The organism is Kitasatospora sp. NPDC056327, assembly GCF_042261735.1.
Lineage (GTDB): Bacteria > Actinomycetota > Actinomycetes > Streptomycetales > Streptomycetaceae > Kitasatospora.
Genome location: NZ_JBHJRC010000020.1, coordinates 1 through 12106 on the forward strand (window position 1 = coordinate 1; position 12106 = coordinate 12106).

Below are 12106 nucleotides of genomic sequence, written 5' to 3' on the forward strand. Positions count from 1 at the left end.
CACCCCGCAAACCGCTATCGTTACTTGTCTCGTGGGCTGGGATTTGTTTATAAGAGACAGCTCTACGGGCCTTCGGCCCTCCGTTCGCGCCTGACCTTCGGTCAGGCGGCGGACCCGCTCCGCGTGTCCCCACCCGGGCTTCGCCCGGGTGGGCCCGGCGCTTCGCGCCTTGGCCGGCCTCACTCCGCTTCGCTCCATGAGGCCCGTGGGCTGAGGCCTGATCATATCGTTGAGCTGGAATTTTGGCTGACCTCATGACAGGCTGACTGGGAGGAGGGTGGCGCGCCAGGGGTGCGTGCGGGTCGGCTTCACTCCCGCCGGATTGGTCTAGTCCACGGCCTAGACCACTGTTTCGGCCTCACGACGGGTCGGGGTGCGCTACCCTCGGAGGGTGAGCAACGGTCTCCAGTGTATCAGTCTTGGAACGTCAGGTGATCCCGCCGTGAGCAGGGTCCGGCCCCCTGCTTTTCGGGCGTTCGCGGGAATTCGTGACCGGGGACTGATATCCTGCCGGATAGTCGCTTCTGTCGCGCGCTTTTCCGGTTACCCCGATTTCCTGGGCGACCGTCGAATGTATCAGTAGGGCACTGTCAGCATTTCCCGCGTGATCCCTGCTGTGGGTCCGGGAATGGGTGAGGGGAGACACGTCTTCGTGAACGTCGTAAAGCCTGGTCTGAAGGCCGCTCAGTTGGCCGCCGGCATCTCGCTGCGGGGGCACCAGGAGGAGGCGCTGGAGGCCATCGTGCGGGGCCTGACGCCCCGTCCGGGGCACCTGTCGCCGAACGGGCTGCGGGTGACGGTGCAGATGGCCACCGGCTCCGGGAAGTCGTACGTCGGTGCTGCGGCCGGCCAGAAGCTGGTGCCCCGCGGCGTGGTCCTGGTGGTCGTGCCGACGCTGGACCTGCTGGTGCAGATGGTCGGCGCCTGGCGGGCGGCCGGCCGGTCCGGGGACATGCACGCCATCTGTTCCCTGGTCGACCGTGAGCTGCCGTTCGGGGTGATGGCGAGCACCAGCCCGCGGATGATCGGCAGGTGGCTGGAGCACGCCGCGAGGAACCGCCGGCCGACAACTCTGTTCGCCACCTACACCTCGGTCGGGGCCGTCGCGGACGCCTACGAGTACTGGGCGGAACGCCAGGGCGAGGTGCTGCCCCCGCTGGGCCTGATGGTCTGCGACGAGGCGCACCGCTCCTCGGGCAGTGTCGAGAAGACCTGGACCGTGGTGCACGACCAGGCCGCCATCCCGGCGGAACGCCGGCTCTACATGACGGCGACGCCGCGGATCTGGGCGCCGCCCAGGCGCCCGGTGAAGGGCCGTGAGGCGGCTCACCAGCCGCTGCCGGAGGAGCTGGCGGTGTCGATGGACGACCAGCGGATCTACGGGCCGCACGTGTACTCCCTGGGTCTGGCGGAGGCGATCGACAGGAAGTTGTTGGCCCCGTTCGAGATCGTGGTCCTGGAACTGCGGGACCCGCTCGGCGACCGGGCCGCGGCCCAGGCGCAGGGCGTGCCGTGGGGTCCGGGGGTCGGTGAGGCGGAGGACGGGAGCGAGGACGAGGTGCCGGCCACGCGGATCGCGGCGATCCAGGCCGGGCTGGTCAAGACCGTGGTCGAGCGGGGGCTGGAGCGGTGCATCACGTTCCACAGCCGCACGATCGAGGCCCGCTACTTCTCGGAGACGCTGAACCAGACGGTCGAGAAGCTGCACTTCGAGAACCCGCAGAAATACCCGCCGGAGTTCTGGGCTCAGTGGCTCTCCGGCGAGCACGAGATCGATTACCGCAAGGAGCTGATCGGGGACTTCGGGAAGGGCGAAGAGGACGACGGGCTGAAGCACCGTATTTTCAGTAACTGCAAAGTCCTGGGCGAAGGCGTCGACATGCCGAACGCTGATTCTGTTCTTCTGCAGGGCCGGGGCAGCATAGTGGATATCGTCCAGGCCATCGGCCGGGCCCTGCGCATGCAGCCCGGAGAGGGAAAGACCGCCAGCCTGATCGTGCCGGTCTTCCTCAAGCCCGGAGAGGAACCCGGAGACATTCTGGAGTCCGACTCCTACGGCCCGCTGGTCAAGATCCTGACCGCGCTGCGCAGCCACGACGCCAAGGTGGTCGAGGCCCTCGCTGTGCCGCAGAAGTCCGGCAAGCGGACCAAGGGGCGCAGCGCTGAGGAGGCTGTTGGGCCTGGTGAGAGCATGGTTGGTGGGGGTGGCGGGTCGGGGGCGTTCACGCTGCCGGTTCGGTTCCAGGCTCCGGTGGACGAGAACGTGCTCGCGCTGTTCATCGCCTCGCGGGTGCTGGTCGGTGAGACGCAGTTGTGGCGTGAGGGGATCGGTCACGCGCGGCGGTGGTTCGAGGAGACCGGCGGGCTTGACGTGCCTTATTCGGCGCTGGTCGGGGAGAACGGGAATTACCCGCTGGGAAAGTGGCTGTCGGACCGGCGTGGGGAGAATGCGAATGGTGAGCTGGCGTCGTACCGGGTGGAGATGCTGGACGCGCTCGGCATGATCTGGTCCGTGAGCGATGCTCGGTTCGAGGCCGGGTTGGACTGGGCGCGGGTCTGGGCGAAGGGCCACGGTGGGAGCCTGGCGGCGCCGGCGCGGGCGTCGGTCGGCGGGTATGCGATCGGCACCTGGTTGTCGGAGCTGCGGGCCGCGGCCCAGGTGCCGGCCGGGGAGCAGGGGGCGCTGTGGCCGGAGCGGCGGCGGGCGCTGGAGGAGATCGACCCGTGGTGGTGCCCGGTGTGGCCGATCACCTGGCAGCGCGCCTACGCCACCGCCCGGCTGTGGTGGCTGGACACCGACGGCCAAGCCGACTGGACCACCCTGCCCCTGGACACGGTGTTCGAAGGCGAGCAGCTCGGCCGCTGGGTGCAAGCGCAGCGCAGCGGCTGGCCCGGCCTGGAGGCCGACCAGCAGGACCTGCTGACGGCGATCGGCATCGAGGCCGACCCCGAGCTGGTAGCCGCGAAGGCCGCCGCCCAGGCGAAGCCGACCGTGTCCCGCACCGACCGCTTCCAGCAGGGCCTGGCCGCGCTCGCCCAGTTCGTCGAGCGCGAGCGGCACCCCCGGGTACCCCGCCCGCACAAGGAGCCGCTGGAGACCGTGGAGGCCGGCCCCGGCGGCGAGGAGCAGGTGGTGGTGTCGCACTTCGCGCTGGGCACCTGGCTCAACAACCAGAAGGCACGCCGGGCGAAGCTGACCGCGGGCCAGCTCGCGCAGCTCGCCGAGCACGGGGTGGAGTGGGCGTAAGACGCTCGGGTTCCTGGTGCTGTGCCGATGCTTATGTGCGGTACCAGGAGCGCTGGCCGTAATACCCGTAGCTCAGGGTCAGCTGTTCAGGTTTTCGCTGCGAATCATGCGGCGATGGCCAGGGTCTGGGCGAGGGCGCCTTTGGCTGCGGGAGAGTTGAGGAGGTCCAGGATCGTGTTGTCACAGCCAGAGCCAGGGGACCGCCTCAGCGGGTACCAGCATCGAGCTCACGGCTCCGCAGGAAGCGCTTCTCCTTGTGTTTGCGCAGCAGCTGCCACCACCGGGCCTCGTATCCAAGGTCTTCTCGCGCGGTGGCGACGAAGGCGTCCGTTGTGGCGAAGAGTTGCATCTGCATCGCCAAACCCCAGCCCACAGAAGCCATCACAACCCAACGACACCCCCACGATCCTCGCCTGCCACGATGGCGCTCCTCCTCAGTATGCAACGGTTGGCCCCAGCGAAATAAATTCGATGGAGCCAACCGCCATCCACTCAATTCCTATTGACCATCATTTATCAGTCCGCACAGATTTCCGTAAGCGATATACATTAGAGCAATACCTTCCCCACTCTCCCGAATTTTCAAAAATTCGAGGAGCAACGAGAAAAGGAGATCGTTTGCATGAGCATCCTGCCCTTCCCCCAGACTGGCAGCCGCCCTGATCCCAGAACCCGGGAATGCCTCCTCAAGAACGAGCCCAGTCCATCGCAAACTAGTCTCTCGACCGCGGCGGACGATAAGCCATTCATCAAATCCTCGGAGCAGTCCCCCAGCACAGCCCAAGTCCAATCCGAGAAGGAACGCTACACTCTGACCATAAGATCCGTTCAATCCGAATAGTGCAGGCCGAAGATGAATCTGCTGGATCATTTCCCTGTCATGCATGCCGATCAGAATCCAAAGTTGATGACGTCGCCATAGTCCCACTGTGCCTTGTACTCAGCAATTGTCTCCCCTCCTCTAGGAGTGAAGGCGTCATATACTCTGCCATCTCTCACCACAACCCAGTGATGAGTCCAGTTCATCGTATCTTGCTTTCGATAGGGACCAAAAAACCTAGGCGGGTCAAATCTGACGAGATCACCTCCACCAAGACTGTCCCGAATCTTTTCTGCACAGATCTTGCAGTCGCCTGGACCCGATGTGATCTCCTTGGCAGCCCTTGGGAGACCTGGGACATTGTGCTCACAGAAGCTAGAGTTGTGAGCCAGGAGCGACGTAGCACCTGCCAACACATAGTATGTGTGGACTTCGTTGATCGTGAGGTCATAGGCAGGACGGACAGTCGCCCTACTATTAGTCACGGTTATCTTTGCGGCTTGGCCGTCGGCGGTACGCAAGGTGTCGGCGGTTGTGAGGTCGGCCGCGTTCCGCCAGGCGTGCTGGTTCTCCGCCCAGAACGGGTGTGTGGCCGTCGAGGTGAGCGTTCCGGTGGGGTTGCCCGGTGTCTGGACGGTGAGGTCGACGAAGTCGCGGTCGTCCGGTGTGTAGATGGTGGCGTCGACGCGACGGGGTCCGGTGCTGCCGGATGCCGGGTCGGTGGCAAGTACGTAGTCGCCGGTGCGGACCCGCTCGATGGGGACGGTGGAGCCGTCGGCCATGAGAACGGGGGTGCCGGCCGGGAAGCTGTGCGGTGGCCGCAGGCATTGCGCGGCCATCCGGCCGACGCGGGACTTCTCCGCTGCTTCCTCGACAGTCTTGACCCTCTTGGCGAGCTGCTTGAGCTTCAGAATCTTTCCGGCGGGCAGAAGACCTGCGGCGCCTTCCGCGCAGACGACAACGTTCTTCTTCTCAATGCACTCCTCGACGCTGTCCGCACCGAGAAGTGTCTTGATGACCTCCTTGACGAGCGCGGCTTCGTCGCTGATGTCCTTGAAGTAGGATCCCCATTCGCTGACGAGCCCCGGGACTCCGCCGAGCATGGGGGCCTTGTTCGACTGGGGCAGCGAGCATTTCCAGATCTCCGCAAGGGTGGCAGCGCTGCAGGTCGTCGGGTAGAGGTAGCGCCAGTATTCGGCCAGGGCCTGGTCTGTTGCCGCCTGGATCTGTGTGTCCAGCTCCTTCTTCAGTTCTTCGGCGAGCTGCTTGCCTTCCGCCTGGAGTTGCTCCTCCATCTTCGCGAGTTCGGCCTGGCGTTCCTGGCTCTGCTTCTCGGCGGTGATGGCCCAGGCCTGGTCGGCGGCCTGCTGGGCCTGGGTGGCGTCCTTGCCCGCCGCGCGCGCGGAGGCGTAGGCGGTGTTGGCGGCGCTGCGGGCAGTGCTGGCGGACCAGCGGGCCTGGGCGGCGGAGGTGCGGGCGCGGACTGCGGAGACGGTGGCCTTGCCTGCGTCGCCTGCTGCGGTCTGGGCCGCGGTGCGGGCGGTGATGGCGGACTGGCCAGCGCGGGTGGCGGCGGCTTCGGCGTCCTGGGCGGAGGCCTTGGCGTCGGCGGCGTGCTTTCCGGCCTGGTCGGCGTAGGTGCGGGCCTGGCCGCTGGCGGCCGCGGCCTCGGTCGCGGCGTTGTTGGCGGTGGCCGCTGCGGCGGTGGCCTCCCAGGCGTCCTGCTGGGCCCTGGCCGCGGTCTGGGACGCCTCGGCAATGAGGCGGCGCATCTGGGCGGCGTGGGTGGCGGCGAGCTGGTCCTTGCGGTCAGCCATGTACCGGCCGGTCTGCAGGAAGGAGGTGACGAGGTCGGGAGGGCCGGAGAGGGCGAGTTTGGCTGCGGCCTGGGCCTCGGGGCCGCCGGTGGTGAGCGTCTGCGCGGCCTCGACGCGTTCGTCGATTCGGCGGGCCATGTACTGGCCTGTCATCAGGAACGCGGTGACGGCCTTGGGTGAGGCGGCCCGCAGGGCCTTCTCGGCGGCTTCCCTGACGCTGGGTCCGCCGGTGGTGAGCATCTGGGCCGCGCGGATGCGGTTGTCGGTGACCGCGGCTTCGTGCCGGCCGGTGGTGTAGAAGGCCTCGATCTGCTGGGCAGTGCCCTTGAGCGCGGTGGCGGCGGCGGTGCGTACGGGCTCGTCGGGGCTGTCCTGGGCGAGTTCGACCACACTCTGGCGCATGTCGTCGAGCTCGGCCTTGTGCCGTCCGGTGCGTACCCAGTCCACGATGGTCTCGTCGGTGCCGGACAGGGCCGTCTTCGCGGCTTCCTGGCTCCAGGGGCCGCCGCTGCGCATGGTCTGGATCGCGACCTTGCGGCCCTTGGCCGCCACGGTCTTGGGGTCGGCGCCGGGGCGGGCGGCCTCGGCGGCCAGGTCGGCAGCCTCCTGGTCCTGGGCCCTCCAGTCGGCGAGGAAAGTGCCGATGCCGGCGGTGGCCTCGTCCTCGGCGCTCCTCATCGCGTAAGCGCCCTCAAGGGCGGCGGCGGTGCGGGCGGTAAGGTCTTCGGCCTCGGCTTTGCGGGCGAGGTCGTAGACGCTGCCTGCGGTGGTCACCGCCGCGCTCGCCGCGGCGGCCGCGGTCCGGGCGGCTTCGGCCTGGCGGGTGGCCTCGGCTGCGGAGGTGGCGGACTCGCCGGCATGTTCGGCCGCCTGGTCGGCCGCGGCGGCCGCGTTCTGGGCATGGGTGGCGGCGGAACGGGCGGCGTCACGGGCCTGGAAGGCGGCCTGCGCGGACTGGTCGGCCAGTGCCGCGGACGCGGTCGCCGCGCGGTCGGCCTCCTTGGCCTGGCGGCGGGCCTGGTCGGCGGCAGCCTGGGCACGCTTGTCGTTCACGCCCGCGGCGTTCGCCAGCCGGCCCGCCTTCTCCGCGGAGCCGGCGGCCGCGTTCGCGTCCGCGCCGGCGCTCTTGGCCGCGTTCGACGCATCACGGGCGGCCTGGGAAGCGGCCCCGGCGCTGTCCGCGGCGTCTGCGGCCCGCTGGGCGTCACCGGCGGCATTGCGCGCCTCTTCCGCCCGCTGACGCGCTTCGGCCGCCTTGTTCCGGTCGGAGGCCGCGGCATTCGCGGCCTTGCGGGCGTTGGCCGCCGCCAGGGCTGCTCCGCCTGCGGCGCTCGCGGCGGCGCTCGCAGCACTCGCGGCGGTGCGCGAGGCCTGGTTCGCGGCGGCCGCAGCAGCGACGGACTGGCCCGCGGCGGAAGCCGCGGCCTCCGCCGCGTCGGCCGCCCGCGCGGTAGCCTCCTTCACACGGGCCAGGTCCTGCCCGGCAGCCTCGGTCTCCCGAGCCGCGGTCTCGGCGGCCTCCTTCGCCAGCCGTGAGGTGTCGACCGCGCGCGCGGAGGCCGCCTTCGCGGCGTCCTTGGCCGCCTGCGCCTGCCGGCCGGCTTCCTGGGCCTGCTCGGCCAGCTGCCAGATCGTCGACCGTTCCTGGTCACGGGCCAGGGACACAAACTGCCCGACCGCCAGAAACTCGACGACATCCGCGGGCGTGCCCTGGAGCGCGAGCTTGGCCGCCTCCTTCGTCGCCGGGCCGCCGACGTACATGATCTGTGCCGTCCGGACCCGGTTGTCAATCAGCTGGCCGTCGAACTGGCCCTTCTCGAGAAACGCCCTGACATCGGCGGGTGTGCCCTTGAGGGCCTCAACGGCCCGCTCGCGCACCGTCATGCCGCCGGTGGTCAGGAACTGCGCAGCCTGTATGCGGCGGTCCTGGTCCAAAGGGGCCCGCCAACCGTCGTTGAGGAACGCCCGCAGCTCCTCTCTGGTGCCCTTCAACGCCTTGGTGGCGGCCTCGCGTACCCCGTCCCCGGCGAGGCCGAGCATCTGCGCTGCGGCGATGCGCTCGTCGTGGTACTCCTCGAAGTCCAGCCCAGAGTCGAGGAACCGCTTGATGTCCTCGTCCGAACCGGTCAGAGCGGCTTCCGCCGCCGCACTCACACCGGGACTGCCGTTCAGCCACAGCCCGACAACACGGCCACGGTCCGTCAGCGATCCCGGCCCGGGCACGGTGTCCTGCGCGAAGACCGGGGCCGCACCGAGCAGACCGGCCGTCAGCGCCACGGGCAGCAGGCCGGCGAAGGCACGACTCAGCGCGGCTGTCCGCCCACGGCGGCGAGGCTTCCTCCCGACAGCGCCCGGCGCTCCCGAAGAACGTGATGGGTGATTCAAAATCAATTCCTTCCAAAAGGGACAAATATGAACATGCAAACGAACTCTGAAGTTCCCACAGCAGGCATGGGTGGCAAGCAAGGGCCCAATCTCCCATTCCGGGCGCTGACGAACAGATGTCATCCGTCTGGTTGTCACTTCTGGGCAGTGCGGGAGACATCCCTGCTGGTGGGCGCTGGTATCTTACGCATGCTTTACTCGCATCGAACAAGCGCGCCAGCGCCAGAACATTGATCTGACGCTGCATTAGATATCGAGGAGTTGCCGTGTTCAAAACCCGTTCTCCGAAAGCCCTCCTGGCCGGCGCCTTCGGTGCCCTTGTGGCCTGTATCGGATTCGCCTCCCTGCCAGCCGCGCAGGCCTCCACCGGCACGGCACCGACACAGGCCCCCACCGGTTCGACCACAGAGCCTGCATTCCCCGTGGCCGTGGAGGACTTCCAGCATCCCGGCGCCGAAAGACTTCTGACGGAGCGTCGGATCACTCTCAAGCAGGGGGACGGACACATCAGGCTCAAGGAAGGAGCCGAGAACAACACGCAGACCGCCTGCCGGGGGGCGAACGACATCTTCGTCGAGTCCCGCCTCGACACGAACGGATACTGCTTCACCGTCTCCGGCACGACCGGCTACCTCGCGATGGAACTCCCGAGCGTCTATATGCTCTGGACCCAGGACCGCAGCATCAGCGCCAGGGTCGTCGTCGCCGGCCAGGAGAAGCGGGTCAATGCCAGTCCCAACCAGGTCGTGAACGTCGGCGTCTCGATACCCGGCGAACCACAGGCTGCCCTCGTCGAACTGCGCGTCACCGGCTGATCACCGGCCGCCGCCCGACGCAGCCGGGCGCCAGCGGCCCTCGCCCCTGCCATCCGGAGCCGGCCCCGGTGCTCTTCCTTCGCCACCCGCCGGCCGAACGCGGTCCACCCCACCGCCTCCGGCCGGCATCACCAGCTATCCATCCCGTTCACGTTTGGACATCACAACCCGTGCTCCACACACCCCTGCCACACCTGCGGAAGGCCCGCGCGGCAGCCGCCGTCCTGGCCGCCAGTGCACTGTTCGCCCTCGCGCACGCACCCGCCGGCGCCGTCTCCGGCACCCCGGCCGCCAGCGGCGCCTACACCTTCACCGCGCGCATCGCGGTCGGCGACAACGTCCGCGCCTGCACCGGCGCCCTCGTCGACCGCAACTGGGTCATGACCGCGGCGTCCTGCTTCGCCGACGACCCGGCCCAGCCCCAGACCCTGCAGGCCGGCGCGCCGAAGTGGCGCAGCACCGCCACCGTCGGCCGCACCGACCTGACCACCAGCACCGGGCGGACCGTGGAAATCGTGTCCCTGGTGCCCCGCCAGGACCGAGACCTGGTGATGGCCAGGCTCGGCTCCCCCGTGGACGGCATCGTCCCGCTCGCGCTCGCCACCGCCGCTCCGGCCGCGGGAGAGAGCGTGCGCGTGCCCGCCTACGGCCGCACCAAAGCCGAGTGGGTTCCCAACAAGCTGCACACCGGTGTCTTCACCCTCGACGCCGTCAGCGCGAACGCGGTCGCCACCACCGGCACGAACGGCGCGGCGATCTGCAAGGGCGACACCGGCGCGCCGGTCCTGCGTGAGACGAACGGCCGGACCGAGCTAGTCGCCGTGGCCTCGCGGTCCCTGCTCGGCGGGTGCCTCGGCGAGACCGAGACCCGCACCGGCGCCTCGAACTCACGTGTCGACGATGTCGTCGACTGGATGAACAGGACCCGCCGCACGACCCCGTCCGGGTCGGTCCTCGCCGGATCGCCCTTCACCGTCGTCGACCCCGCCGACAACCACCTGGTCACCTTCACCCAGGACAGCAACAGCCACCTGTGGTCCGTCGACCCCCGGGGCGAGCGGTGGAAGGACCTCGGCGCCTACGCCGCCACCTCCCCCACCGCCGTGGTCAACCCGGCCAACCAGCACATCGTCGTCTACGTCAACGGCCCCAACAACCGGCTCTGGTCCTACGACCAGCAGGCCGCCGTGTGGACCCCCTTCCCCCTCACCCCCTCCGGCACCGCGCTCGCGCCGACCGCCGTCCCGCGGACGATCGTCGACCCCCTCAACAACCACCTCGTCACCTACATCCGCGACACCAGCAGCCACCTGTGGTCCGTCGACCCCCAGGGCGAGGGCTGGCACGACCTCGGCCCGATCGCCGCGGCCGACCCCGCCCCCGTGATCAACCCCAACGACAAGCACATCGTCGTCTACGTCAACGGCCCCGACAACCGGCTGAACTCCATCGACGAACGCGGCGCCGGCCGCATCGAGTTCACCGCCATCCCCTCCGGCACCGTCATGGCCCCCGACGCCGTCCCCAGCACCGTCGTCAACCCCGTCAACGGCCACTTCGTCACCTACATCCGCGACACCCAGAACCACCTGTGGTCCGTCGACCCCCTCGGCCCGGGCTGGCAGGACCACCAGGCCATGGCCGCCACCGACCCCGTCGCCAGCATCAACCCCGCCACCAACCACATCGTCGTCGTCGTCCACGTCAACGGCCCCAACAACGTCCTTCACTCCTTCGAACCCGACGGTGCGGGCTGGACTCCGTTCATAAGCACCCCCGACAACACCGTCATGGCCCCCGACACCAAGCCCCACACCGTTGTCGACCCCGCCGACAACCACCTCGTCACCTACATCCGCGACACCCAGAACACCCTCTGGTCCGTCGACCCCGCCGGCGAAGGCTGGACCCTCCTCTAGAACACGGCCGGCCGCGCCCCCGGGACACACCCGCCCGGGGACGCGGCCCCACCACCAACACCCCACCGATCACAGCCGACCCGGCCACGGCATGCGCACAGCCGCGGCCCTGCCACGGTCGGTCCGGTGCCCTGCCCGGTCCGCCCCGAACCCCGCCTCACCCATCGAAGACCGAACCCTTGTCCCGCAAGCCCATACGCCCCGTCCTCAGGGCCGGCGCCCTCGCAGTGGCCCTCGCCGGCGCCCTCACCACGTTCACGGGGCGGACGGCGCAGACTCGCCGCCGGACTCGTAACCGGCAGCCTGCTGGTGGGGCTGCTGGCAGTCCCGGCGGCCGCGGCCGGGGCCCCGCCGGCGACGGGCCCGGTCGCCGACAGGGTCACGGCGGTGGCGGCCTGGCACGACGGCGGGCCGAACGTCCGCCGCGCGGCGGAGAGCGCCCTGGCGGGATCCGACGCCGACGTCACGGCGTTCGTCACGGCGGGCATGGCCGCCGCCGCGGAACACGACCTGCGGGCCCGTGTCGAGGAACTGATCGCCATCTCCGGCCCGGGCGTGCGCGAAGCCGCGACCGCCGCGCTGGCGGGCAACGCGGCCGGCATCCAGGCCTTCCTCGACAAGGGACTCCAGAACCCGTACGAGCACGACCAGCGGGTCCTGCTGTCCCAGATCATATCCACCGGCAGCCCGGCGGTGCAGGACGCCGCGAACAAGGCGATGGCCGGCACGCTGGAGGACGTCAACCAGTTCCTCAGCGTCGGGCAGTACAACCCCGGGGAACACGACGACCGCGTCAAGCTGTCACAGCTGATGAACGTGGGCGGCCCGCAGGTCCACCAGGCCGCGAACGCCGTGATGGGCTGGGACGCCGAGGACGTCCAGGACTTCCTGCCCTACGGCTACCAGAGCCCCGCGGCCCATGACCACGAAACCCTGACCATCGCGCAGCTCGCGCAACCCGCCGAGCACGGCGTGGAGTGGGCGTAGCGGCGCCGTCCCGGCCGGGCTGGCTGCCGTTGGCCGGTGGCAGGCTGCCGGGGCCCCGAAAAAGGCTCCGGAAGGCCATCAGCATGCCGGGGATGGCCTCACAGCCGGTCAGATCA

6 protein-coding genes are annotated in these 12106 nt (G+C 69.2%); 4 read left to right on the plus strand and 2 right to left on the minus strand.

What is annotated here, in order from left to right; translation table 11 throughout:
• Window positions 1-652: 652 nt before the first annotated feature.
• Window positions 653-3247, plus strand: coding sequence for a Helicase associated domain protein (locus tag ACFCX4_RS05245; RefSeq protein WP_376139084.1), 2595 nt, complete (start codon window positions 653-655; stop codon window positions 3245-3247).
• Between the two features lie 205 nt (window positions 3248-3452).
• On the opposite strand, the gene ACFCX4_RS05250 is transcribed toward ACFCX4_RS05245, so the two are convergent.
• On the minus strand, window positions 3453-3602 hold the full coding sequence (locus tag ACFCX4_RS05250) for a hypothetical protein (RefSeq protein WP_376139085.1): 150 nt from the start codon (window positions 3600-3602) through the stop codon (window positions 3453-3455).
• A 536-nt stretch (window positions 3603-4138) separates the two neighbouring features.
• The gene (locus ACFCX4_RS05255) at window positions 4139-8161 is read right to left on the minus strand and encodes a polymorphic toxin-type HINT domain-containing protein (protein ID WP_376139086.1); all 4023 of its coding nucleotides are present in this window, start codon (window positions 8159-8161) and stop codon (window positions 4139-4141) included.
• 374 nt (window positions 8162-8535) lie between these two features.
• Here ACFCX4_RS05255 and ACFCX4_RS05260 point away from each other — a divergent pair, with 374 nt between their 5' ends.
• The 3 genes from ACFCX4_RS05260 to ACFCX4_RS05270 all read left to right on the plus strand — a co-directional run bounded on the left by ACFCX4_RS05260 (window position 8536) and on the right by ACFCX4_RS05270 (window position 11990).
• On the plus strand, window positions 8536-9084 hold the full coding sequence (locus ACFCX4_RS05260) for a hypothetical protein (protein WP_376139087.1): 549 nt from the start codon (window positions 8536-8538) through the stop codon (window positions 9082-9084).
• A 170-nt stretch (window positions 9085-9254) separates the two neighbouring features.
• Window positions 9255-11003 carry a trypsin-like serine protease gene (locus ACFCX4_RS05265; protein ID WP_376139088.1) on the plus strand — a complete coding sequence of 583 codons (1749 nt, stop codon included), beginning with the start codon at window positions 9255-9257 and terminating at the stop codon, window positions 11001-11003.
• A 387-nt stretch (window positions 11004-11390) separates the two neighbouring features.
• Window positions 11391-11990: an ALF repeat-containing protein gene (locus ACFCX4_RS05270; RefSeq protein WP_376139089.1), complete on the plus strand. Its 600-nt coding sequence runs from the start codon at window positions 11391-11393 to the stop codon at window positions 11988-11990.
• The last annotated feature ends 116 nt before the right edge of the window (window positions 11991-12106 follow it).

Coding starts and splice junctions, on each gene's coding strand:
- ACFCX4_RS05250 (WP_376139085.1), bottom strand. CDS start 3,602: ATGCAGATGCAACTCTTCGCCACAACGGACGCCTTCGTCGCCACCGCG.